Annotated in this window: 21 protein-coding genes; 12 read left to right on the forward strand and 9 right to left on the reverse strand. The window is 67.3% G+C overall.

Annotated elements, in window-relative coordinates:
* Positions 1 to 689, forward strand: a 689-nt coding sequence (locus tag Q0L89_RS09230) for a PAS domain-containing protein (RefSeq protein WP_296764163.1), incomplete at its 5' end; no start/stop codon positions are given.
* Between the two features lie 12 nt (positions 690 to 701).
* On the opposite strand, the gene Q0L89_RS09235 is transcribed toward Q0L89_RS09230, so the two are convergent.
* Positions 702 to 2,069, reverse strand: coding sequence for a class II 3-deoxy-7-phosphoheptulonate synthase (locus tag Q0L89_RS09235; protein ID WP_296764165.1), 1,368 nt, complete (start codon positions 2,067 to 2,069; stop codon positions 702 to 704).
* A gap of 194 nt (positions 2,070 to 2,263) precedes the next feature.
* Between Q0L89_RS09235 and Q0L89_RS09240 the strand changes: the two genes are divergently transcribed.
* On the forward strand, positions 2,264 to 3,262 hold the full coding sequence (locus Q0L89_RS09240; protein WP_296764168.1) for a GlxA family transcriptional regulator: 999 nt from the start codon (positions 2,264 to 2,266) through the stop codon (positions 3,260 to 3,262).
* 28 nt (positions 3,263 to 3,290) lie between these two features.
* On the opposite strand, the gene Q0L89_RS09245 is transcribed toward Q0L89_RS09240, so the two are convergent.
* Entirely contained in the window at positions 3,291 to 4,400 is a 1,110-nt protein-coding gene (locus tag Q0L89_RS09245; protein ID WP_296764171.1) for a PQQ-dependent sugar dehydrogenase, read from the reverse strand.
* A 218-nt stretch (positions 4,401 to 4,618) separates the two neighbouring features.
* Between Q0L89_RS09245 and Q0L89_RS09250 the strand changes: the two genes are divergently transcribed.
* The 5 genes from Q0L89_RS09250 (at position 4,619) to Q0L89_RS09270 (ending at position 9,956) form a co-directional block, all read left to right on the forward strand.
* Entirely contained in the window at positions 4,619 to 5,806 is a 1,188-nt protein-coding gene (locus Q0L89_RS09250; protein WP_296764173.1) for an ABC transporter substrate-binding protein, read from the forward strand.
* A gap of 92 nt (positions 5,807 to 5,898) precedes the next feature.
* On the forward strand, positions 5,899 to 6,681 hold the full coding sequence (locus Q0L89_RS09255) for an ABC transporter ATP-binding protein (RefSeq protein WP_296764176.1): 783 nt from the start codon (positions 5,899 to 5,901) through the stop codon (positions 6,679 to 6,681).
* A 135-nt stretch (positions 6,682 to 6,816) separates the two neighbouring features.
* Positions 6,817 to 7,641: an ABC transporter ATP-binding protein gene (locus Q0L89_RS09260; RefSeq protein ID WP_296764178.1), complete on the forward strand. Its 825-nt coding sequence runs from the start codon at positions 6,817 to 6,819 to the stop codon at positions 7,639 to 7,641.
* A 3-nt stretch (positions 7,642 to 7,644) separates the two neighbouring features.
* On the forward strand, positions 7,645 to 8,655 hold the full coding sequence (locus tag Q0L89_RS09265; RefSeq protein WP_296764181.1) for a branched-chain amino acid ABC transporter permease: 1,011 nt from the start codon (positions 7,645 to 7,647) through the stop codon (positions 8,653 to 8,655).
* Positions 8,652 to 9,956 carry a branched-chain amino acid ABC transporter permease gene (locus tag Q0L89_RS09270; protein ID WP_296764183.1) on the forward strand — a complete coding sequence of 435 codons (1,305 nt, stop codon included), beginning with the start codon at positions 8,652 to 8,654 and terminating at the stop codon, positions 9,954 to 9,956. The genes Q0L89_RS09265 and Q0L89_RS09270 overlap by 4 nt, the downstream gene beginning before the upstream one ends.
* 131 nt (positions 9,957 to 10,087) lie before the next feature.
* Here Q0L89_RS09270 and Q0L89_RS09275 read toward each other — a convergent pair whose 3' ends face one another.
* On the reverse strand, positions 10,088 to 12,637 hold the full coding sequence (locus Q0L89_RS09275; protein WP_296764186.1) for a heavy metal translocating P-type ATPase: 2,550 nt from the start codon (positions 12,635 to 12,637) through the stop codon (positions 10,088 to 10,090).
* A 180-nt stretch (positions 12,638 to 12,817) separates the two neighbouring features.
* Between Q0L89_RS09275 and Q0L89_RS09280 the strand changes: the two genes are divergently transcribed.
* Entirely contained in the window at positions 12,818 to 13,525 is a 708-nt protein-coding gene (locus tag Q0L89_RS09280; protein WP_296764189.1) for a Crp/Fnr family transcriptional regulator, read from the forward strand.
* Complete coding sequence (locus tag Q0L89_RS09285) at positions 13,522 to 14,082, forward strand: DUF4202 domain-containing protein (RefSeq protein ID WP_296764191.1); 561 nt, start codon at positions 13,522 to 13,524, stop codon at positions 14,080 to 14,082. Before Q0L89_RS09280 ends, Q0L89_RS09285 begins: the two co-directional genes overlap by 4 nt.
* Positions 14,083 to 14,089: 7 nt before the next feature.
* Here the strand turns inward: Q0L89_RS09285 and Q0L89_RS09290 are convergent, their stop codons facing one another.
* The 6 genes from Q0L89_RS09290 to Q0L89_RS09315 all read right to left on the reverse strand — a co-directional run bounded on the left by Q0L89_RS09290 (position 14,090) and on the right by Q0L89_RS09315 (position 19,598).
* Positions 14,090 to 14,359, reverse strand: a complete 270-nt coding sequence (locus Q0L89_RS09290) for a nitric oxide reductase F protein (protein ID WP_296764194.1) — start codon at positions 14,357 to 14,359, stop codon at positions 14,090 to 14,092.
* A gap of 5 nt (positions 14,360 to 14,364) precedes the next feature.
* Entirely contained in the window at positions 14,365 to 14,913 is a 549-nt protein-coding gene (locus tag Q0L89_RS09295) for a cytochrome c oxidase subunit 3 (RefSeq protein ID WP_296764197.1), read from the reverse strand.
* A gap of 84 nt (positions 14,914 to 14,997) precedes the next feature.
* Complete coding sequence (locus Q0L89_RS09300) at positions 14,998 to 16,935, reverse strand: VWA domain-containing protein (RefSeq protein ID WP_296764200.1); 1,938 nt, start codon at positions 16,933 to 16,935, stop codon at positions 14,998 to 15,000.
* A 9-nt stretch (positions 16,936 to 16,944) separates the two neighbouring features.
* A complete protein-coding gene (locus Q0L89_RS09305) occupies positions 16,945 to 17,757 on the reverse strand; it encodes a CbbQ/NirQ/NorQ/GpvN family protein (protein ID WP_296764202.1) in 813 nt (270 codons plus the stop codon).
* A 5-nt stretch (positions 17,758 to 17,762) separates the two neighbouring features.
* Positions 17,763 to 19,127: a cbb3-type cytochrome c oxidase subunit I gene (locus Q0L89_RS09310; protein WP_296764204.1), complete on the reverse strand. Its 1,365-nt coding sequence runs from the start codon at positions 19,125 to 19,127 to the stop codon at positions 17,763 to 17,765.
* Between the two features lie 18 nt (positions 19,128 to 19,145).
* Complete coding sequence (locus tag Q0L89_RS09315) at positions 19,146 to 19,598, reverse strand: cytochrome c (protein WP_296764207.1); 453 nt, start codon at positions 19,596 to 19,598, stop codon at positions 19,146 to 19,148.
* 276 nt (positions 19,599 to 19,874) lie between these two features.
* Between Q0L89_RS09315 and Q0L89_RS09320 the strand changes: the two genes are divergently transcribed.
* From Q0L89_RS09320 to Q0L89_RS09330, 3 genes are all read left to right on the forward strand, one after another.
* The gene (locus Q0L89_RS09320) at positions 19,875 to 21,629 is read left to right on the forward strand and encodes a nitrite reductase (protein ID WP_296764209.1); all 1,755 of its coding nucleotides are present in this window, start codon (positions 19,875 to 19,877) and stop codon (positions 21,627 to 21,629) included.
* 232 nt (positions 21,630 to 21,861) lie between these two features.
* Complete coding sequence (gene cobA, locus Q0L89_RS09325; RefSeq protein ID WP_296764211.1) at positions 21,862 to 22,692, forward strand: uroporphyrinogen-III C-methyltransferase; 831 nt, start codon at positions 21,862 to 21,864, stop codon at positions 22,690 to 22,692.
* Positions 22,685 to 22,999 carry a cytochrome c gene (locus Q0L89_RS09330; RefSeq protein ID WP_296764213.1) on the forward strand — a complete coding sequence of 105 codons (315 nt, stop codon included), beginning with the start codon at positions 22,685 to 22,687 and terminating at the stop codon, positions 22,997 to 22,999. Before cobA ends, Q0L89_RS09330 begins: the two co-directional genes overlap by 8 nt.
* Positions 23,000 to 23,005 lie beyond the last annotated feature (6 nt).

Raw genomic sequence — 23,005 nt, forward strand, 5'->3', positions numbered from 1 at the left:
GTTCCGCCCAGTTCGACACCGACACCACCGACACCATCGTCAGGCTGGCCAGCCATCGCCGCTATCGGGCGGCCGCCCGGCCGCTGGCGCAGATCGAGGCCTACTGGCACGGCCTGCGCGCCGGCGGCGACATCCCGGCGCGCATCGGGGTCGACCGGCGCGGCATCGACGCCGCCCTGCCCCACGCCTTCGTGCTGGAACGGGTCGCGCCGCGGGTGGCGCGCCTGCGGGTCGCCGGACATGCGCTGTGCGACCTGCTGGGAATGGAACTGCGGGGCATGCCGCTGAGCGCGCTCTTCGCCCCCGACAGCCGCGACGACCTCGCCGCGGCGCTGGCGGGGGTTTTCGACCGCCCCGCCACCTGCCGGCTGTCGCTGCGGCGTAAGCACCGCTTCGGGTTGGCACCGGTGCACGCCCAGGCGGTGCTGCTGCCGTTGCGGGGGCCGGGCGGAGAAATCAGTCATGCGATTGGCGCCATCGAAGTGATCAAGGGCACGCACGCCGCCGGCGGCAAGCCGCAGCGGTTCGACCTCACCGAAGCCAGGACACACCCGATATCTATCGGTACGACCGCGGCAGATGCCACGCCGGCCCCCGTGCCCGACCCCGCGGGCTTTGCCGAGCCCGCACCGGCCTTCGGCGCGGCCCCGACAACGCCGCGACTACGGCTGATCAGGACCGAGAGCTGAACGCGCGGGCGTTCAGCCCGCGCAGGCCGCTTGCGATCTGCGCATCGCCGACAGTTCCTCGGCCACCAGGAAGGCCAGCTCCAGCGACTGGCTGGCGTTCAGGCGCGGGTCGCAGGCGGTGTGGTAGCGCGCCGAGAGGTCCTCGTCGCTGACCGCGCGCACGCCGCCGGTGCATTCGGTCACGTCCTGGCCCGTCATCTCGAAATGCACGCCGCCGGGAATCGTGCCCTCGGCGCGGTGGACGGCGAAAAATTCCTGCACCTCGCGCAGAACCGCGTCGAAAGGCCGGGTCTTGAAACCCGACGACGACTTGATCGTGTTGCCGTGCATCGGATCGCAGACCCACAGCACGTTGGCACCTTCCGCCTCGACGGTGCGGATCAGGCGCGGCAGGTGCTCGGCCACCTTGCCGGCGCCGAACCGCGCGATCAGCGTCAGCCGCCCGGGCTCGTTGTCGGGGTTGAGCGTGGTGATGAGGCGCTTGAGGTCATCCGGCGTCATCGAGGGGCCGCATTTCAGGCCGACAGGATTGAGCACCCCGCGCGCGTATTCCACATGCGCGCCGTCGGGCTGGCGGGTGCGGTCGCCGATCCAGATCATGTGCCCCGACCCGGCCAGCCACTTGCCCGAGGTCGAATCCAGCCGCGTCAGCGCCTCTTCGTATTCCAGCAGCAGCGCCTCGTGGCTGGTGTAGAAATCGACCGTCTGAAGGGTATGGGCGCGGTCGCTGTCGACGCCGGCGGCCTTCATGAAATCCAGCGTGTCGCTGATCCGGCTGGCCAGGTCGCGGTACTTGGCGGCCTTCTCGCTTTCGGTAAAGCCCAGCGTCCACTGGTGCACCTGGTGCACATCGGCATAGCCGCCGGTGGAAAACGCCCTGAGCAGGTTCAGCGTCGCCGCCGCCTGCGTGTAGGCCTGCAGCATCTTGGCCGGGTCGGGTATGCGGGCGGCCTCATCGAAATCCAGTTCGTTTATGATGTCGCCGCGATAGCTGGGCAGTTCGACGTCGCCGCGCACCTCGGTGGGGGCGCTGCGCGGCTTGGCGAACTGCCCCGCCATGCGCCCCACTTTCACCACCGGCACCTTGGCACCGTAGGTCAGCACCATCGCCATTTGCAGCATCACCTTGAAGGTGTCGCGGATGGCGTCGGCACTGAAGCTCGAAAAACTTTCGGCGCAATCGCCCCCCTGAAGCAGGAACGCCTCGCCGCGCGCGGCCTGCCCGAGCGCCGCCTTGAGCTTGCGCGCCTCACCGGCAAACACCAGCGGCGGATATTTCGACAGCTGGGCCTCGACCGCGGCCAGCGCCTGCGGGTCGGTGTAGTCGGGCATCTGGACGCGCGGCTTGTCGCGCCAGTCGGACTTTTGCCATTGGGTCATCTGTCTTCTCCGGGCTAGCAGTTCCGTCACGGCTTATACAAAACCGCCCCCCCGGACGCCATATACGATTTATCAGTGGGTGTTGACGTTCTGTTGAGCCCTCTTGACGTTTTCGTAACGTTCGGGCCAATTGAAATAAACGGGCGCAATTGCGTTCGTCGCCCCTCCCCGCTTGCCGAAAGGACAGCACCGACATGGCCTCACAAAGACAGGTGATCGAGGTTGCAAGCGACGCCGCGCGCCGCTTCGTGTTCGTGCTGATGGACCAGTTCACGCTGCTGTCCTTCGCCGCCGCGGTGGAAAGTCTGCGCATCGCGAATCGCATGGCCGACAAGACGCTTTACGAATGGCAGATCGTCGGCGAGGGCGGCGAAACCATAACAGCCTCGGCGGGGATCGAATTCAAGCTCGACGGCGATCTGCCGGAACTCAGGCGCGACGACACCTTGGTGTTGGTCGGCGGTGGCAGCGTGAAGGCCGCCACCTCGCGCCGGCTGCTCAACTGGCTGCGCCGCGAGGCGCGCAAGGGCCTGATGGTCGGCGGGCTGTGCACCGCCGCCTACCCGATGGCCAGGGCCGGGTTGCTCGACGGCAAGCGCGCCACCATCCACTGGGAAAACCAGGATAGTTTCGCCGAGGAGTTCGAGGAGGTCTCGCTGACCAAGTCGGTGTTCGTGGTCGACGGCAACCGCATGACCACCGCCGGGGGCACCTCGTCGGTGGATTTGATGCTCAAGCTGGTTGCCGACCACCACGGCGAGGAACTGGCCAACGCGGTGGCCGACCAGTTGATCTATTCCTCGATCCGCACCGACCAGGACACCCAGCGTCTGTCGGTGCCCACGCGCATCGGCGTGCGCCACCCCAAGCTGAGCCAGGTGATCCAGATGATGGAGGCCAATATCGAAGAGCCGATCAGCCCCTCGGTTCTGGCGCGCGAGGTCGGCATGTCCACCCGGCAACTGGAGCGGCTGTTCCGCCGCTACCTCAACCGCAGCCCAAAGCGGTATTACATGGAATTGCGCCTGTCGAAGGCGCGCAACCTGCTGATGCAGACCGACATGAGCGTCATCAACGTGGCGCTGGCTTGCGGCTTTGCCTCGCCGTCGCATTTCTCGAAATGCTACCGCGCGCATTACAACACCACGCCCTACCGCGAGCGCGGCAGCCACGCCGCGCGGCTGTCGATCTGACCGCCGGGGCGGCGCGTCCGGGCGGCGTTCAGGGCGCCAGCCGGTAGATCGCGCCGCGCCCTTCGCTGACGATCCACAGCGCCCCGTCGGGGCCTTCGCGCAGGGCGCGCACGCGCAGCGTCTCGGGCGATTGCAGGCGCGCAACCTCTTGCATGGTCGTGGTCCCGCCGCGCAGGTGCGCGATCATGTCGAACTTGAGCGACCCGACGAAGAAGTCGCCTTTCCACCCCGGTGCCCCGCGCCCGGAGTGGATGACAAGCCCCGACGGCGCAATCGACGGATCCCAGTAAAATGCGGGCTGTTCCATGCCGGGCTTGTGGGTGCCCTCGCCGATCCGTGCGCCGGAATAGTGCCGCCCGTAGGCGATCACCGGCCAGCCATAGTTGGCGCCCTTGCGGATCAGGTTGACCTCGTCACCGCCGCGCGCGCCGTGCTCGTGCACCCAAAGCCGCCCCTGCCCGTCCAGCGCCGCGCCCTGCGGGTTGCGGTGGCCGTAGGACCAGATTTCCGGGCGTGCCCCGTCGCGGCCGACGAACGGGTTGTCGGCGGGAACCGAGCCGTCGCGATTGACCCGGATCACGCTGCCGTTATGGGTCGAAAGATCCTGCGCCGAAGGACGATCGCCGCGGTCGCCGATGGTCAGGAACAGATGGCCGTCGGGCCCCTCGACGACGCGACCGCCGAAATGACGCCCGCCGCGGGCACCCGGGGCGGCCTCGAACAGCAACCGCAGATCCTCGATGCGCGCGCCGTCCCGTGACAGCCGTCCGGCGGCCAGCGCGGTGCCCGCGCCGCCGCCCTGTTGCGGCGCCGCAAAGGCAAGCAATACCTCGCGGCTCCGGGCAAAATCGCGCGGCACCACGACATCGAGCAACCCGCCCTGCCCGATCGCCGCCACCTGCGGCACACCGGCTACCTGCCGGCGCGGCGCCCTACCGGCGGGCAGATGCCACAGCCGCCCGCCGCGTTCGGTCACCAGCATCCCACCCCCGGGCAGGAACGCAAGCGACCATGGCACGTCGAACCCCGCCGCCACCTCCACCGGGGCGACGGTGCGCGTGGGCGCGGGGGCGTCCTGCGCCACGGCGGGCGCGGCTATCGCCGCCAGAAATCCGATCACCAGAGCCAGACCGCGCATGACCACCTCCTTCTTGCGCCGAGAAAAACGAACCGATCCGAGTGTATCAGACTTGCCCCGACGCCGGCAAAGTCACGCCCGGGCGCCTGTTTGCACGCGGGCGAGCGGCAAATTTTCCGGACCTGCGGACGCGAAAGGGCAACATCGGACTTTTCTTTTGAGACAAGCCGCAATAGGGTCCGGGACGGACTTATCGTTCCAATAAGGGAGTTTTATAGATGAAAAAGATGATGATGATGGCAACGGCTGCCACGGCCCTGATGGCCGGCAGCGCATCCGCCGAAGACGTGAAGATCGGCGTCATCCTGGGCTATACCGGCCCGATCGAATCGCTCACGCCGCACATGGCCGAAAGCGCAGAACTGGCGATGAACGAGATCAACGAAAGCGGTGCGTTCATGGACGGCATGACGCTGGTCTCCGAGCGCGCCGATTCCACCTGCATCGACAGTTCCGCCGCCACCGCAGCGGCCGAACGCCTGATCACCTCTGACGGGATCAAGGGCATCATGGGCGCCGACTGCTCGGGCGTGACCGGCGCGATCCTGTCGAACGTGGCAGTGCCCAACGGCATGGTGATGATCTCGCCCTCGGCCACGTCGCCGGGGCTGTCCACCGCCGAGGACAACGGCCTCTTCTTCCGCACCGCGCCGTCGGATGCCCGCCAGGGCGAGGTGCTGGCCGATATCCTCACTTCGCGCGACATCAGCGAAGTGGCAGTTACCTACACCAACAACGACTACGGCAAGGGGCTGTCCGACAGCTTCGTGTCCAGCTTCGAAGAGGCCGGCGGCACCGTGACGCTGGTCTCGCCGCACGAGGATAACAAGGCCGACTACTCGGCCGAAGTCGGCGCGCTGGCCTCGGCCGGCGGCGATGTGCTGGTGGTTCTGGGCTACGCCGATTCGGGCGGCAAGGGCATGATCCGCGCCGCGCTCGACACCGGCGCCTTCGATACCTTCATGATGGGCGACGGCATGTATGGCGACGCGATCATGGCCGACGTCGGCGCCTACATGACCGGCTCGTTCGGGGCCGTGCCGTGGAGTTCCGGACCCGGGACCGAAGCCTTCGCCGAAATCACCAAGGAGGCCGGAGTCAACGGCGACAGCTCGTTCACGCGCGAAAGCTATGACGCGGCGGCACTGATCGCGCTGGCGATGCAGTCGGCCGGGTCGGTGGAACCGGGCGAGTACAAGACCCACGTGATGGACGTGGCCAACGAACCGGGCGAGAAGATCTATCCCGGCGAGCTGGGCAAGGCGCTGGAAATCATCGCCGATGGCGGCGAGGTGAACTACGAGGGCGCCACCAACGTGGAACTGATCGGCCCCGGCGAAGCGGCCGGCACCTACCGCGAATACGTCATCGAGGATGCCGATTTCAAAACGGTGAAGTTCCACTGAACGCCACCTGAAAACCGCGAACAGCCCGGAGTTTTCCGGGCTGTTCCAATATCAAGACAAGCGCAAGCAATGCGCGAACCAGGGGATGGTCCATGATCAAGGTCGACGACCTGCACAAGCATTTCGGCGGGTTTCGCGCGGTTGACGGCGCCTCGCTGGAAATCGCGGAAGGCACGATCACCGGCTTGATCGGCCCCAACGGCGCCGGCAAGACCACGCTTTTCAACGTTATCGCCGGAGTTCTGCCGCCCACCTCGGGCCGGGTGACGATGGCCGGCGAAGACATCACCGGCCTGCCGCCGCATGTGTTGTTCGGCAAGGGGCTGCTGCGTACATTTCAGATCGCGCACGAGTTCACGTCGATGACAGTGCGCGAGAACCTGATGATGGTACCCGGCGACCAGGCGGGCGAGCGGATATGGAACACCTGGTTCGGCCGCCGCCGCATCGCCGAGCAAGAGCGCGCCCTGCAGGCCAAGGCCGACGAGGTGCTGGAATTCCTTACCATCGACCACTTGCGCGATGAAAAGGCCGGCAACCTGTCGGGCGGCCAGAAGAAGCTGCTGGAGCTGGGCCGCACGATGATGGTGGACGCGCGCATCGTGTTCCTCGACGAGGTCGGCGCGGGCGTCAACCGCACGCTGCTCAATATGCTGGGCGACGCCATCGTGCAGCTCAACCGCGAGCGCGGCTACACCTTCGTGGTGATCGAACACGACATGGATTTCATCGAGCGGCTGTGCGACCCGGTCATCTGCATGGCCGAGGGCAAGGTCCTAGCCGAGGGCACCCTGGCCGAGATCAAGGCCAACGAACAGGTGATCGAGGCCTATCTGGGCACCGGTCTGAAGAACAAGGGCATGGTGGAGGCATGAGGTGGCCCGACCCGCGCGCGCCGCGCCGACAGCGCGATCGCGCGATGCCGGCCCGTTTGCCGGGGGGCGCTGCCCCCGTCGCCCGTGCCGGGCGACTCCCCCGGAGTATTTATGGAAAGATGAAGAGGGACGCAGATGAGCGACAATCCCTACCAGGATGACCGGGGGAACCACGATCTGACGATCACCCGCCCCGGCAACGAAGGCCAGCTCGGGTCGCACCCGGGCACCGGCCAACCGATGGAGACCTCGGAGGCCTTCCTGATCGGCGACAGCATGACCGGTGGCTACGGCAAGGGCCCCGACATCCTGCACGAATGTACCATCGCGGTGAACCGCGGCGAGATCGCCGTGATCGTGGGCCCCAACGGGGCGGGCAAGTCGACCGCGATGAAGGCGGTGTTCGGCATGCTCGACCTGCGGCAGGGGTCGGTGCGGCTGGATGGCCAGGACATCACCGATCTGTCGCCGCAGGACCGGGTGGCGAAAGGCATGGGGTTCGTGCCGCAGAATGCCAATATCTTCACCTCGATGACGGTCGAGGAGAACCTGGAAATGGGGGCTTTCATCCGGCGCGATGACATCCGCCCGACGATGGAGCAGGTCTATGAGCTGTTCCCGATCCTGCGCGACAAGCGCCGGCAGGCGGCGGGCGAGTTGTCCGGCGGGCAGCGCCAGCAGGTTGCCGTGGGACGGGCGCTGATGACGCACCCAAAGGTGCTGATGCTGGACGAGCCGACCGCAGGCGTCAGCCCGATCGTGATGGACGAGCTGTTCGACCGCATCATCGAGGTCGCGCGCACCGGCATTCCGATCCTGATGGTCGAGCAGAACGCGCGCCAGGCGCTGGCGATCGCCGACAAGGGCTATGTCATGGTGCAGGGGCGCAATGCCTTCACGGGGACCGGCAAAGAACTGTTGGCCGATCCCGAAGTGCGCAAATCGTTCCTGGGGGGCTGAGGCATGGAATTTCTCAACGCGATCGTGGCGCTGTCGAACTACGTGCTTGTCCCCGCGCTGGCCTATGGCAGCCAGTTGGCGCTCGGGGCGCTGGGGGTGACACTGATCTACGGCATCCTGCGGTTTTCGAACTTCGCCCATGGCGACACCATGGCCTTCGGCACCATGATCACGATCCTGATGACATGGTGGATGCAATCCGTCGGCATCGGGTTGGGCCCCCTGCCCACGGCATTGCTGGCGCTGCCGTTCGGCATCGCGGGATGCGCGGCGATGGTGCTGCTGACCGACCGGGTGGTGTATCGGTTCTACCGCGCGCAGAAGGTCAAGCCGGTGATCCTGGTGATCGTGTCGATGGGGGTGATGTTCGTGATGAACGGGCTGGTGCGTTTTGTCATCGGGCCGGGCGACCAGCGTTTCGCCGATGGCGAGCGGTTCATCATCACCGCGCTCGATTTCAGGATGATGACCGGCTTGAAAGAGGGGTTGGCGATCAAGACGACGCAGGGCATCACGCTGGTGACGGCGGTGATCGTCGTCGGGGTGCTGTTCTGGTTCCTCACCCACACGCGCACCGGCAAGTCGATGCGCGCCTATTCCGACAACGAGGATCTGGCGTTGCTGTCGGGCATCAACCCCGAACGCGTGGTGCTGGTGACCTGGCTGATCGTGGCCGCGCTGGCGACCGTGGCCGGCACGCTTTACGGGCTGGACAAGTCGTTCAAGCCGTTCACCTATTTCCAGTTGCTGCTGCCCATATTCGCCAGCGCCATCGTCGGCGGGCTGGGCAGCCCGCTGGGTGCCATCGCCGGCGGTTTCGTCATCGCGTTTTCCGAGGTGACGATCACCTATGCCTGGAAAAAGGTGCTGGTCTACCTGATGCCCGAGAGCCTCGAGCCCTCTGGCCTGGTGCAGTTGATGTCCACCGACTACAAGTTCGCGGTCAGCTTCGTGATCCTGCTGATCGTGCTGTTGTTCCGCCCCACGGGCCTGTTCAGGGGGAAAGCGGTATGAACCCGGTGATCAAGAATTCCGCGCTTTTCGCGCTCATGGCGATGCTGATTCTTCTGACCGGGATCATGCAAAGCTGGAACTCGGCGCTTTTGATCCTCAACATGGGGCTGGTCAGCGCCGTCATGGCATTGGGCGTGAACCTGCAATGGGGGTTTGCGGGGCTGTTCAACGTGGGTGTCATGGGCTTCGTGGCGCTGGGCGGCCTGGCCACGGTGCTGATCTCGATGCCGCCGGTCCCGGCGGCGTGGGCGGCCGGCGGGCCGGGCGTGCTGCTGGGGCTGCTTTTGGGCGCGGCCAGCATCGGCGTGGCGATCTGGGCCTATCCGCGCCTGCCCAGGGGGCGGGTGCGTGTGCTGGGCATGACGGTCATCCTGGTGATCGGATTCATTATCTTCCGCCGCGTCTTCGACCCGGCGGTGGAGGCGATCGAGGCGGTCGATCCGGCGACCTCAGGCTATCTTGGCGGGCTTGGGCTGTGGGTGGTGCTGTCGTGGCCGGTGGGCGGTGTTCTGGCGGCAGGGGCGGCATGGATCATCGGCAAATCGGCGCTGGGCCTGCGCAGCGATTACCTGGCCATCGCCACGCTTGGCATCGCCGAGATCGTCATCGCGGTGCTCAAGAACGAGGACTGGCTGTCGCGCGGCGTCAAGAACGTGATCGGCCTGCCGCGCCCGGTGCCCAACGAGGTGGATTTGCAAAACGACCCCGCCTTCGTCGAGCAGGCGACGTCTCTGGGCCTCGACCCGATGACCGCCTCGTCGCTCTACGTGAAATTGGGCTACGCGCTGATGTTCACGGTGGTGTTGCTGATCCTGTTGTGGCTGGCGCAGAAGGCCCTGCACAGCCCATGGGGCCGCATGATGCGCGCCATCCGCGACAACGAGACCGCCGCCGAGGCCATGGGCAAGGACGTCAAGGGCCGGCACTTGCAGGTCTTCATCCTCGGCTCGGCCATCTGCGGCATCGCCGGCGCCATGATGACCACCCTCGACGGGCAGTTGACTCCCGGCACCTACCAGCCGCTGCGCTTCACCTTCCTGATCTGGGTCATGGTGATCGTGGGCGGCTCGGGCAACAATCTGGGCGCGGTTCTGGGCGGCTTCCTGATATGGTTCCTGTGGGTGCAGGTCGAACCGATCAGCGCACTGGCGATGGAAGTCATCACCGCCGGCATGGCCGAAGACAGCCCCGTGCGCGGGCATCTGCTGGAAAGCGCCGCCCAATTGCGCCTGTTGACCATGGGGGTGGTCCTGTTGCTGGTGCTACGGTTCAGCCCGCGCGGGTTGATCCCCGAGAAGTAGCTTCGCGGCCGGCGCCGGACGCCTCCGGCGGGAGTATTTCTGGAAAGATGAAGCGTGGGGCCCGGCTTCGCGCGCGAGCCCGCGCTTCTTCTGGCCGAAAATGCCCCGGGAACGCGCGGCCCGGGGCACCATCAGGCGGCGTTGGCGGGTTCTGCCTTGACCGGCGTGTCGCTGCGGCCTTCTAGGGTGGCGGGGCTGTCGCCCTCGTTCATCACCGGTCGCAGGCGGCGCAGTCGCAGCGCGTTGCTCAGCACGAAGACCGACGACAGCGTCATCGCCCCCGCCGCGAGGATCGGCGACAGCAGCAGCCCGAAGGCCGGGTAGAGCACCCCGGCGGCCACCGGGATGAGCGCGGTGTTGTAGCTGAACGCCCAGAACAGGTTCTGGCGGATATTGCGCATCGTGCGGCGCGATATCTCGACTGCGTTCACCACGCCGCGCAAATCGCCCGACATCAGCACCACGTCGGCCGACTCGATCGCCACGTCGGTGCCGGTTCCGATGGCGATGCCGACATCGGCATGGGCCAGCGCCGGCGCGTCGTTGATGCCGTCGCCGACGAAGGCGACGCGGCGCCCGCCGCTGCGCAGCTCGTCGAGCGCCGCGACCTTGCCATCGGGCAGAACCCCGGCGACGACGTGGTCGATGCCGCAGCGCGCGGCGATGGCGCGGGCGGTCTCGGGCTTGTCGCCGGTGATCATCGCCACCGACATCCCGCGCGCGTGCAGCGCCGCGACGGTCGCGGCGCTGGCCGGCTTGAGCGGATCGGCCACCGCGATGAGCGCCGCCAGGCGCCCGTCGATGGCGGCAAATAGCGCGCTGCGGCCGGCCTCGGCCAGTTCGGTTTCGCGCCCGGCCAGCGGCGCGGTGTCGATGCCTTCCTGCGTCATCAGGCGGGCGGCACCGACCAGCACATCGTGTCCCTCGACCTGCGCGCGCACGCCGTACCCGGTGCGCGTTTCGAAATCCTGCGCCTCGGGCAGGGCTTTCGGCGCATCGTCACCGGCCCCGTCGCGCGCCGCGCGCAGGATCGCCTGCGCAATGGGATGCTCCGAAGGCGCCTCGGCTGCCCCGATCAGCGCCAGGACGCGCGCGCGGTCCCATTCGCCGCCCTCGGCCAGTTCCAGCTCGGTCAGTTCGGGCCGCCCCTCGGTCAGCGTGCCGGTCTTGTCGAGCGCCACCACGTCGACCCGGTCGAGCGCCTGCAAAGCGTCGCCCTTGCGAAACAGCACCCCCATCTCGGCGGCGCGGCCGGTGCCCACCATGATCGAGGTCGGCGTGGCCAGACCCATCGCGCAGGGGCAGGCGATGATCAGCACCGACACCCCCGCCACCAGCGCCATGCCCAGGGCCGGCGCCGCCACCAGCCAGACCAGCACCGTCGCCGTCGCCACCACCATCACCGCCGGCACGAACCACAGCGTCACCCGGTCGACCAGCGACTGGATCGGCAGCTTGGCGCCCTGGGCCTCTTCGACCATGCGGATGATCTGCGCCAGGGTGGTGTCGGCGCCCACGCGCGTGGCCCGTACACGCAGGCTGCCGGCGCCGTTGACGGTGCCGCCGGTAACCGGGTCGCCGGGGGCTTTTTCCACCGGCACCGGTTCGCCGGTGATCATGCTTTCGTCGACATGGGCGCGGCCTTCGACCACCTCGCCATCGACTGCGATGCGCTCGCCGGGGTGCACCAGCAGCAGATCATCGGCACGGATGTCGTCGACGGCAACTTCCTGCGCATCGCCGTCGCGCAGCACCGTGGCACTGCGCGGGCTCAGTCCGACCAGGGCGCGGATCGCGGCGCCGGTGCGGCCCTTGGCGCGCGCCTCAAGCGCACGGCCCAGCAGGATCAGCACCACGATCACCGCCGCCGCCTCGAAATACACCGCGCGCGTGCCGGCCGGCAGCACCCCCGGCGCGAACGTCGCCACCACCGAATAGCCATAGGCCGCGCCGGTGCCCAGGGCGACAAGGCTGTTCATGTCTGGCGCGCCGCGCATCAGCGCCGCGACCCCCTTGCCGTAGAATATCCGCCCCGGCCCCGCCAACACCAGCGTGGTCAGCACGAACTGGATCAGCCAGCTGTTCTGGTGGCCGATGCTGCGCCCGATCAGCTCATGCATGCCGGGGATCAGGTGACTACCCATTTCCAGCGCGACAACCGGAAGCGTCAGCGCCGCCGCCAGCATCGCGCGACGCACCAGGCTGCGCGCTTCGGCGTCCTTGCGCGGCGCGGCGTCGGATGGTTGCTCGCCAGGTTCGGATTCGGCCCGGGCAGGGTAGCCCGCGCGCTCGGACGCCGCGCCCAGATCGGCGGTAGAAAGCGCCCCCTCCAGATAATCGACCGTCGCTGTTTCAGAGGCCAGGTTGACGCGGGCCGCGAGAACACCGGGCACCGCCGCGAGCGCACGCTCCACCCGCCCCACGCAGGACGCGCAGGACATCGAGTCGATCCGCAGCACCGCGCGGGCGCGGCGCGCCGGGTAGCCGGCAGCATCCAGCGCATCCGCCACGGTGGCGGCATCGGCGGGTGCGTCGACGGTCATCTGGACGCTTTCCGAGGCCAGGTTGACCGACACGTCGCTGACCCCGTCCAGCGCCGCGAGCGCGCGTTCCACACGCCCCACGCAAGACGCGCAGCTCATTCCCTCGACGGCGAGTTTCAGATGTGTTGACGCGGTCATGGGCGGGCCTCCGCTGGGGTAAAAGTCATTGGCTGTCATTCACATGGGGCTTCCACCAACTGGAAGGTCAAGGGCGCGAGGCCCGATTTCCGGTGATCCCCATTGCGCCGGGGCGTGCCATTCGTGAAAATCCCCTGTATACCGGGGCAAACCGAGGCGGAACATATCGGATCGCACAAGATGAAGAAAGCCGAAGGCTTGGAAATCGCCCGCGACTCGATCCTGCTGCGCAACCTGCCCGGCGCCGTGACCGACAGGATCCTGGCGGATTCGACGTTGCAACGTTTCGCACGCGGCGAGACGGTCTTTCTGCAGGGCGAGGAGGCGAACGCGATCCACGTGGTGATCGACGGCTGGGTCAAGCTCTATCGCGTGGCGCCCAGCGGCAACGAGGCGGTGGTGAACGTCTTTGCCCGCGGCGCGAGTTTTGGCGAGGCGGTTGCCTTCCGCCTGCAACCCTATCCCGTCTCGGCCGAGGCGGTGACCGATTGCACGCTGCTCCAGATCCCGGCGCGCATCCTGATCGGGATGCTCAGGAAAGAGCCCGAACTGGCGCTGGCAATGATCGGCTCGACCTTCCAGCACTTGCACGACCTTGTCGGCCAGGTCGAACAGATCAAGGCCCAGACCGGCGCGCAGCGGGTAGCCGATTTTCTCGTCGGGCTTTGCAATTGCGACGGCGGCAGTTGCGTGGTCACCCTGCCCTATGACAAGGCCCTCATTGCCGGGCGGCTGGGGATGAAACCCGAAAGCCTGAGCCGCGCCTTCGCCAAGCTGAAATCGGTGGGCGTGCATGTCACGCGTGACCATGCCCGGATCGACAACATCGCGGGGCTGCGCAGCTACGCCGAGCAGGACCCCGCCGAAGCCTGGGGCAAGGCGCTGTGAGCCGGCTGGCGCACGCGCTGGCGGCCATCGACGCCGCCAACGCCCATGACCCCGACACGCGCGACGGAACACCGGCGGCGCAGCTATACGGCCAGCGGATGAGCGCCGAGCTGGGCCGGCTGTTTCCCGGCGCCTCGGAGCCGTTGCAGATCGCCGCGCGCGGCCAGCACATCGAACGCTGGGTGCTGGCGCGGCGCGACTACCCCGAGGGCCGCGCCGGATACCTGGCCTGGCGCAGCGACCTGGCCCGCCACCACGCCGCCCGCGTGGGCGAGATCATGTCCGAGGCGGGCTACGGCGCCGAGGACATCGCGCGCGCCTCTCACATGATCCGCAAGGAAGGGATCAAGCGCGACGCGGACGTGCAGGCACTCGAAGACGTGATATGCTTCGTTTTCCTCAGGTGGTATTTCGCCCCCTTCGCGCCAAGCCAGGAGCCCGGCAAGCTGGATCGGATCGTCGCCAGGACAGCGCGCAAGATGTCTGCAGAAGGCCGCGCGCAAGTGCTGCGGGAATTCGACCTGCCAGAGGGCCTGGCCGTGCATTTCCGCGGCTGACAGCCCCTCACAGCGCCAGCGGCAGCAGGTAAAGCCCCAGCAAAAGCAGGCAGAACAGCGCCAGCGCGATCCCGAATCCCCGGTGCCAGAACGGGGCGGCCGCCAGCCCCAGATACCGCGCCAGGATCACCCGCGCCTTGAGCCAGCCAAGCGTCAGAACGGCGGCACCGGCCACCGCCGCCAGGTGCGGCGGCCAGTGCCACAGCGACACGACGGTGGACCCGAGGCTGAACACGATCAGCCAGCCCCATGCGCGCAACAGCGGGTCGGTCGGCATCGCGCTCACCCCAGCAGGTAGATGACGGGGAAAAGCAGCACCCAGACCAGATCGACCATGTGCCAGAAGGCCGCGCCCGCCTCGATATTCCGGGGCGCGTCCTGCCACGCAACCAGCAGCAACACGATCACCCCGGCCACCACATGCGCGGCGTGAAACCCTGTCAGAAGGTAGTAGAACGTAAAGAACGGGTGCGTGTCCCAGGCAATGCCCTGCGCCGCCTTGGCGGCGTATTCGACCCCCTTGACGACCAGGAACACCACGCCCAGCGTCGCCGCCGCCACCAGTGCCAGCCGCGCCCGGCCACGGCGCGCCTTCTCGCGCAGCCGCAAGGCCAGCGCGGCCAGCGCGCCGCTGGACACCAACACCACGGTGTTGGCCCCTGCACCGGTGCGGTGAAGCGCGTCCTGCGCATCGGCAAAGCCGGTCGGATCAGTGGCGCGCACGGCCAGGAACGCCGCCAGCCCGGCGCCGAAGACCAGCAGCTCGCTGACGATCAGCACCCAGATCATCAGGTCGCCGGGAAGGTCGTCGAAAACGCTGGCGTCAGACATGGCATGCAAACCCTGTACGGATCGTACGCAAATTCGGTACCGCGTCGCGCCCGGCCATGGATGCCCTGAACATCCCGCCCAAGGTCATGCGCCCACCAGTTCGCGGTAGATCATCGGCAGCGCCGCGGTCAGGCGTTCGGGCTGCGCGATGACGTGAAAGCCGCCCTGCCCGAACATCCGCGCGAACCAGCTCTTGGCCTGCTTGTCGACGGTGACGGCGAACACCGCGTGACCGGCGCGGCGGGCCTCGCGCACCGCCATGGCGGTATCCTCGATGCCGTGGCGGCCCTCGTAGTGGTCAAGGTCGTTGGGCTTGCCATCGGTGATGACCAGCAGCAGCCGGCGCTTGCGTGCCTGCCGCGACAACCCGGCCGAGGCATGCCTGATCGCGGCGCCGAGCCGGGTGTAGAAGCCGGGGCGCAGCGCGCCGATCCGGTCCTCGACAAGCGCGCCCATCGGGTCGCCGAACGCCTTGCATTCCTGCACGTAGACACGCTCGCGCCTGAGCGAGGAAAAGGCGTGGATCGCAAAGCTGTCGCCGCAGGCATCCAGCCCCCAGGCCAGCGCTGCGAGCGCCTCGCGCTCGATGTCGATCACCGCGCGGTCGCCCACGGCGCTTTCGGTCGAACGCGAGATGTCGAGCAGGATCGACACGGCCAAATCACGCGCCTGGGGGCGTGTCTGGCGCCAGATACGGTTGCTGCCCGCACCATTGGCCGCGATGTCGACGCGGGCGCGCACTGCCGCGTCCATGTCCAGCTCGTCGCCATCCAATTGGCCGGGAACCGAGACCCGGCCGGGGCGGAGTGCCTCGAACTGGCGTCTGACATGCTTGATGCGGCGCCGCGCGCGCGGGTCGTCGCGGAAGCTGGCGGCGCCGTCGCCGGGCGTGGCGACGGATTGCAGCACACGCACATGATCGGGCAGGTAGGTGCCGGTGCGCACGTCCCATTCAGGGTAGGTGGTGGCGCCCGAAAGCCGCTCGCGGTCCACGTCCTCGGGCGCCAGATCAAGATGCAGCTTGAGCCGCGTCGCCGGCGCCTTGGACACCTGGCCCAGGCCGATCTCGTCCTGGTCGTCGGCAGCCTTGCGGGCGCTGTCGGGATCGTCGTCGTCCACGCGGCGGTTGAGGTTGAGGAACTCGGCCCAGCTCAGGATCGCCTCGAACTTGTGCAGGATCAGGCTGTCGCGACGCTCGGCCTGGTCGGCCTTGCGGCGCCGCGCGCGGTGGGTGCGCTCGGAGCCCTCTTCGGGCGGGCCCTCGGTATCGCGGCTTTCGACCTCGTCGGCGGCAGAGAATTCCATCTCCCGCAGGTCGGGCCACAGCGGCACCGGCCGGAACGGGCGATAGTCGCGCGGGGCGGCGATGTCCGCCATCTCGCCGGTTTCAACCGCAGCCTTGAAGGCGTGCGCCCGCTCGGACAGCGGAGCCGGGTCGCCCAGCAGGCTTCGGATCAGCGCCTCGACCGCGGCCTCGTCGCGCGGAAGGTTCTGGGGCTGGCGGTAATGCAGGGTGGCCCCGCATAGCCCGTGATGAAGGTCGCGCAGCCCCGGCGCGGCGGCAAGCGTGGCCTCGGTCATCGTGCGCGCCGCGCGAATGCCGCGCAGATCGGCGCGCAGCGGGTCATCGTCGGCCACACGTCCGGGCGCATGGGCCACGGCGGCGGCCAACCACAGGTAGAGCGCGCCGTTGGCCTCTCGCGAGGGGAATAGCGCCAGCCGCTCGGGCAGGCGCAGCACCTCGCCGTCGAAACTGGCGCGCGGTGCGGTCTCGGCCTCGGTGCCCAGACGGCGCAGCAGCCGCAGCCGGTGCCGCGACACCTCGGGCGAGACCGCGCGGATTTCGACCGAATGCGCGCCCCCCAGTCCGCGAAAGAAGACTGCCAGTCGCCCGCTGACCTGAGATAGGTCAACCGCGGCCCCGTGATGCACCTGCGGTGCATCGAGGCGACTGGCAAAAGCGTGCCACAGTTTCCCCACCGTTTCTTCGGGTTCCCATGGCTCGATTTCAATCCGGGGCACGGCCATACCTCACCCAAAGACGGCCGTGACCAGATCAAGGAGCCCGCGTTTGATATCCGTGTCGTCGGTCAGCGGCTCGATCATCGCGGCCTCGATGGCCCGCTCGACCGGCATGCCCGCACCGATGAGGGTCGCGGCATAGATGACGAGCCGGGTCGAGACGCCTTCTTCCAGATCCTGCCCCTTGAGGGCGCGCAGCTTGCCGGCAAGGCGCACCAAGGCGGCGGCGCGATCCTCGGACAGGCCCGACTCGGCCACCACGATCCGGGTTTCCAGGTCGGGCGGGGGAAAATCGAATTCCATCGCCACGAATCGCTGCCGGGTCGAGGGTTTCAGCGTCTTGAGGATGTTCTGGTAGCCCGGGTTGTAGGAGGCCACCAGCATGAAGCCGGGCGCTGCCTCCAGCTCTTCGCCGGTGCGGTCGATGGGCAGGATGCGCCGGTCGTCGGTCAGCGGGTGCAGCACGACGGTGACGTCCTTGCGCGCCTCGACCACCTCGTCAAGGTAGCAGATCGCGCCTTCACGCACCGCGCGGGTCAGCGGCCCGTCGACCCAGACGGTTTCACCCCCCTTGAGCAGGTAACGCCCGATCAGGTCGGCCGCAGACAGGTCGTCATGGCAGGCCACGGTGTATAGCGGCCGCTCAAGCCGCGCGGCCATGTGCGCCACGAAGCGGGTCTTGCCACAGCCCGTCGGTCCCTTGAGCAGCACCGGCAGGTCGTGGCGGCTGGCCGCCTCGAACAGCGCGCACTCGCCGCCTTGCGCGAGGTAGAAGGGGGCGTCGGCCGCCCCCTCCGGTTGCAGGTTGGTATTGCCGTCCATCGGCCTCACTCCGCGGCCACGGACGGCTCGGCCGAGACCACTTCGCGGCGCGGGAATGCCAGCGAATAGATCAGCAGCAGCACGCCGATGAACACCACGACACCGGCGCCGAAGCGCATCCAGTAGAAGATTGCGAGCTGGTCTTGCACCTCCATGTAGTATTCACCGAGAACCCGCTGCAGATGCGTCTGGAGCACGCCCGCAAATGTCAGCACCACGGTCATGAAGACCATCCCCGCCGACATCAGCCAGAAGGCAGCCATGTTGAGCACCTGGTTATAGGGGTCGCGGCCGAGCAGGATCGGCATCGCATAGGTGAAGATCGCGATGTTGAGGCTGACATAAGCCCCGTAAAAGGCCAGATGCCCGTGCGCCGCGGTGATCTGCGTGCCATGGGTGTAGAAGTTGACCCCGTGCAGCGTGTGCAGAAAGCCCCAGACGCCGGCGCCGAAGAAGGCCAGCGTCGCGCACCCCAGCGACCACAACAGCGCCGCCTTGTTGGGGTGATCGCGCCGGCCCTTCCAGACCATGACGAAGGCAAAGGCCATCATCGCGAAGAACGGCACCACTTCGAGCGACGAGAAGATCGAGCCGATCCACTGCCAGTAACCCGGCATGCCGATCCAGTAGTAGTGGTGCCCGGTCCCGAGAATGCCCGAGAACAGCGCCGCGGCGACGATGACGTAAAGCCATTTCTCGACCACCTCGCGGTCCACGCCAGTCAGCTTGAGCATCAGGTAGGCCAGGATCGAGGCCATGATCAGTTCCCACACGCCCTCGACCCACAGATGGACGATGTTCCACCAGTACTGCTTGTCCAACGCCAGGTTTTCCGGGTTGTAGAACGAGAACAGGAACAGCAGCGCCAGCCCCCACAGCCCCATCAGCAGGATGTTGCTGATCGCGGTCTTGCGCCCGGCCAGCACCGTCATGGTGACGTTGTAGAGAAAGATCAGCGCCGCCACGACGATGCCTGCCTTGACCCATTTGGGCTGTTCGATGAACTCGCGCCCCTCCTTGCCCAGCAGCCAGTTGCCCTCGAACAGGTTGAACAGGTAGGTTACCACCACGCCCAGCGTGCCGATCACCAGAATGGCAAGCTGGAGATAGGCCAGCTTGCTGGAATGGATCTCGCGCTCGGCCTCTTCCGGCAGCAGGAAATAGGCGGCGCCGAAAAAGCCCAGCAGCAGCCACACGATCAGCGAGTTCGTGTGCAGCATCCGCAACGTGTTGAACGGCACCAGTTCGGACAGGAAATTGGGGCTGACATAGACCCAGCCCAGCAACAGCCCGACAGTGATCTGGATGGCGAACAGCCCGAGCGCGACGGCAAAGTAGGCCAGGGCGATTTTCTGTGTTTCGTATTTCATGCGATTGCGTCCTCTTTCTCAGCCCGCGTCATTGGGCGGCCAGCCCTGGGCGTCGATTTCATCGACCCACAGCAGAAAATCGGCCAGCGCGCGGGTTTCGGTCTCGCTCAGCTCGAAACGCGGCATCTGGCGCCGCCCCTCGATGCCGCTGGGCTGGGATTTCATCCAGCCATCCAGAACCTGGTAGGCCGCCTCGGGGTCGTCGGTGACACCCCAGCGGGTCATCACGTTGGCCAGTTCGGGCGCGAAATACGCCCCCTCGCCCATGATCGAGTGGCAGTTGATGCAGGTCTTGTCCTCCCAGACCCGCTTGCCCAGGGCGACGCTTTCCGTGAGGTTTTCCGAGTTGCTCGACGTGTTGACGATGTAGGCGTGCGAGTGAGCGAAAAGCCCCACGAAGATGACGACGAAAAACAGCGTGCCCCCGTAGAAAATATTCCGGGCCATGCTCTTGGTCATGACGTCGCGCATGCGATTCTCCTTTGCGCGTTGCTTGCGGATGCGGGCGACAGTGCGCCGGCACGGCGGCGCGCTCCTTGACTATTGTCAACGCCACCCGCCCAGACCTGCGATGCGCTCTTCGCCGTCGCGCCCGGCATTCAAATATCCCGGGGAGTCGCGCGCACGCGCGACCGCGAAAGCCGCCCGCGCGCCGAAACACCCGAGCCCGTTGACTTTCGTCAAGGTGGCCCGCCCCGGCCTGCCGCATCCTCGGGCCGCCTCACCAGCGGAATTGGAGAATCTCTCATGACACTTCAGAATGCCAAGTGGCGCAAGGCGCTTTTGTCGGGCGCGGCGGCTGCCCTCGGGCTGGCCGTGACCGGCGCGTCGGCCCAGGACAAGACGGATAACCACGCCGACGGGCCAAGCGCGCAATACGAGCCGAGCCTGACGACGCTGGGCGAAATCCAGGTCGAAATCCCGGGCCGCAAACCCGGCGACCCGGTGATGACGCCAAGCGAGTTCCAGGAGGCGGCCACACTTTACTTCGAACGCTGCGCGGGGTGCCACGGCGTGCTGCGCAAGGGGGCCACCGGCAAGCCGCTGACCACCGACATCACGCGCGAGAACGGCTATGAATACCTGCGCGACTTCATCACCTACGGCTCCCCCGCCGGTATGCCCAACTGGGGCACCTCGGGCGAGATGAGCGAGGACCAGATCGACATGATGGCACGCTACATCATGCTGGACCCGCCCGAGCCGCCGGAGTTCGGCCTGGCCGAGATGAAGAAGAGCTGGGAGGTCTTCGTGCCGCCCGCGGATCGCCCCACCGAGAAGATGAACGACCTCGAGATCGACAAGCTGATATCGGTGACGCTGCGCGACTCGGGCCAGGTGGCGCTGATCGACGGCGACAGCTACGAGATCGTCAAGATCTTCGACACCGGCTATGCGGTGCATATCAGCCGCATCTCGGCCTCGGGGCGCTACCTGTTCACCATCGGCCGCGACGCCAAGGTCAACATGATCGACTTGTGGATGGAAGAGCCCACCACCGTGGCCACCATCGACACCGGGCTCGAGGCGCGCTCGGTCGAGACCTCCAAGTTCGAGGGCTGGGAAGACAAATACGCCATCGCCGGCACCTACTGGCCGCCGCAATACGTGATCATGGACGGCGACACGCTTGAGCCGCTCAAGATCAAGTCGACCCGCGGCATGACGGTTGACACGCAGGAATACCATCCGGAGCCGCGCGTCGCCGCGATCGTGGCTTCGCACTACCGCCCCGAGTTCATCGTCAACATCAAGGAGACCGGCAAGATCCAGCTTGTGAACTACGCGGACATCGACAACCTGAAGATCACCGAGATCGAAGCCGAACGCTTCCTGCACGACGGCGGGTTCGATTCCACCGGGCGCTACTTCATCACCGCGGCCAACGCCCGCAACAAGATGGTGGTGATCGACACCAGGGAAGGCAAGCTGGTCGATATCTTCGACAGCCAGGGCGAGACGCCGCACCCGGGCCGGGGCGCCAACATCGACCACCCCGTCTACGGGCCGGTCTGGGCGACATCGCATCTGGGCGACGACACAATCGCACTGATCGGGACCGACCCCGAGGGCCATCCCGACCAGGCCTGGACCGTGGTGCAGCAGCTTTACGGGCTCGGCGGTGGCTCGCTCTTCGTCAAGACGCATCCCGAGTCCGACCATCTCTATGTCGATGCGCCGCTCAACCCGCTGGCCGAAGTGTCGGGCGCCGTCGCGGTGTTCAGGGTCAGCGATCTGGACCAGGAAGAGCCGGAATACACCGAGCTTCCGATCGCGGAATGGGCAGACATTCCCGAAGGCCAGCCGCGCGTGGTCCAGGGCGAATTCAACAAGCAGGGAACCGAGATATGGTTCTCGGTCTGGAACGCCAAGGACAAGGAATCGGCGATCGTGGTGGTCGACGACAAGACGCTTGAGCTGAAAAAGGTGATCAAGGACGAGCGTCTGATCACGCCGACCGGCAAGTTCAACGTCTACAACACGCGCAAGGACGTCTACTGACGCAGCCTTCCGGGGGGCCGGCAACGGGCCCCCGGCCTTTCGCACGAGACCCCGCCCGCCACGCAACCGCGGCAGGCGCAACGCCCCCAACCGCGAAGGACAAGGGACATCGGCGGCGGCGGCGGACGCGCCGCGCGCGACCGGGTGCGCGACGCGCTTAACGAAAGTCAAGGGCGCCGCTCCGCCGCCGCGGCATCCTGACTCCGACACAGCCGCTCAAGGAGCAAGCCAGATGCGCTTTTCCCCGGACACCCCCGCCACTTGCCACGGGGCCGCACGCGGCCGGGCCGTGGGCGAGGTTTTTCTTGTCGGGGCCGGACCGGGCGACCCCGATCTGCTGACGGTCAAGGCGCTGCGCCTGATCGGCGCGGCCGACGTGGTGGTGCACGACCGGCTGGTCAGCCCCGAGATCATGGCGCTGGTGCCTCCCGCCACGCGGCGCGTCGATGTCGGCAAGATGCCGCGCTGCCACAAGGTGCCCCAGGAGGAAATCAACGCGCTGCTGGTCGATCTGGCCGGTCAGGGGCTGCGGGTGGTGCGCCTCAAGGGGGGCGATCCGCTGATTTTCGGGCGCGGCAGCGAAGAGGCGGCGGACCTGCGCGCCGCGGGCATCGCCGTCACCTGCGTGCCCGGCATCACCTCGGCCCAGGGCGCGGCCAGCACCACCGGCGTGCCGCTCACCCATCGCGGGCTGGCCACCGGCGTGCGCTACGTCACCGGCCACCGGGCCAAGGACGCACCGCTGGACCTGGACTGGACCGGCCTGTCATGCCCCGACACCACGCTGGTGATCTACATGGGCGCGGCCAACATGGCCGAAATTGCGCGGCAACTGGTGGCGCGCGGGTGCCGGGCGGACATGCCGGTGCTGGCGATCGCTGCGGCCACCACCGCGCGCGAGCGCCGGGTGCTGTCAACGCTGCGCGACATCCCGGCCGATCTCGACGCCGCGCGGCTGGACGGGCCGATCCTGTTCGTGGTGGGCGAGGTGGTGTCGCTCTACTCGGCGCTGCCAAGCGCCACCGCGACGGGCGCGCAGGCCGTGGTGGCCGCCGATGCGTAGCCTCGTCGCAACTACCGTGCTGGCGGCGACAGCCGCCGCCGGCAGCGGGGCGGAGCGCCCCATCGACGCCGCGCGACTGGAACGGCTGGTACGCCACGACTGCGGGTCGTGCCACGGCATGACGCTCAAAGGCGGGCTGGGCACGCCGCTTACGCCCGATGCGCTGTCGCACACCGATGCCGGGCTGCTGACCGGGATCATCCTCGACGGCATCCCCGGCACCCCGATGCCGCCCTGGCGACCGCTGCTGAGCGCGGCCGAGGCGCGCTGGATCGCGAACTATCTGCTTGAAGGAGGCACCGAATGAGCCCGG

It is taken from the genome of Sediminimonas sp., from assembly GCF_024637375.1.
Taxonomy (GTDB): Bacteria; Pseudomonadota; Alphaproteobacteria; order Rhodobacterales; family Rhodobacteraceae; genus Sediminimonas.

Bases quoted from the DNA above. Each gene is read 5' to 3' on its own strand.
- Q0L89_RS09290 (WP_296764194.1), bottom strand. From the start codon at position 14,359: ATGCCGACCGACCCGCTGTTGCGCGCATGGGGCTGGCTGATCGTGTTC.
- Q0L89_RS09235 (WP_296764165.1), bottom strand. From the start codon at position 2,069: ATGACCCAATGGCAAAAGTCCGACTGGCGCGACAAGCCGCGCGTCCAG.
- Q0L89_RS09270 (WP_296764183.1), top strand. From the start codon at position 8,652: ATGAACCCGGTGATCAAGAATTCCGCGCTTTTCGCGCTCATGGCGATG.
- Q0L89_RS09295 (WP_296764197.1), bottom strand. From the start codon at position 14,913: ATGTCTGACGCCAGCGTTTTCGACGACCTTCCCGGCGACCTGATGATC.
- Q0L89_RS09250 (WP_296764173.1), top strand. From the start codon at position 4,619: ATGAAAAAGATGATGATGATGGCAACGGCTGCCACGGCCCTGATGGCC.
- Q0L89_RS09315 (WP_296764207.1), bottom strand. From the start codon at position 19,598: ATGCGCGACGTCATGACCAAGAGCATGGCCCGGAATATTTTCTACGGG.
- Q0L89_RS09265 (WP_296764181.1), top strand. From the start codon at position 7,645: ATGGAATTTCTCAACGCGATCGTGGCGCTGTCGAACTACGTGCTTGTC.
- Q0L89_RS09280 (WP_296764189.1), top strand. From the start codon at position 12,818: ATGAAGAAAGCCGAAGGCTTGGAAATCGCCCGCGACTCGATCCTGCTG.
- Q0L89_RS09240 (WP_296764168.1), top strand. From the start codon at position 2,264: ATGGCCTCACAAAGACAGGTGATCGAGGTTGCAAGCGACGCCGCGCGC.
- Q0L89_RS09310 (WP_296764204.1), bottom strand. From the start codon at position 19,127: ATGAAATACGAAACACAGAAAATCGCCCTGGCCTACTTTGCCGTCGCG.
- Q0L89_RS09245 (WP_296764171.1), bottom strand. From the start codon at position 4,400: ATGCGCGGTCTGGCTCTGGTGATCGGATTTCTGGCGGCGATAGCCGCG.
- Q0L89_RS09330 (WP_296764213.1), top strand. From the start codon at position 22,685: ATGCGTAGCCTCGTCGCAACTACCGTGCTGGCGGCGACAGCCGCCGCC.
- Q0L89_RS09305 (WP_296764202.1), bottom strand. From the start codon at position 17,757: ATGGACGGCAATACCAACCTGCAACCGGAGGGGGCGGCCGACGCCCCC.
- cobA (WP_296764211.1), top strand. From the start codon at position 21,862: ATGCGCTTTTCCCCGGACACCCCCGCCACTTGCCACGGGGCCGCACGC.
- Q0L89_RS09275 (WP_296764186.1), bottom strand. From the start codon at position 12,637: ATGACCGCGTCAACACATCTGAAACTCGCCGTCGAGGGAATGAGCTGC.
- Q0L89_RS09320 (WP_296764209.1), top strand. From the start codon at position 19,875: ATGACACTTCAGAATGCCAAGTGGCGCAAGGCGCTTTTGTCGGGCGCG.
- Q0L89_RS09255 (WP_296764176.1), top strand. From the start codon at position 5,899: ATGATCAAGGTCGACGACCTGCACAAGCATTTCGGCGGGTTTCGCGCG.
- Q0L89_RS09260 (WP_296764178.1), top strand. From the start codon at position 6,817: ATGAGCGACAATCCCTACCAGGATGACCGGGGGAACCACGATCTGACG.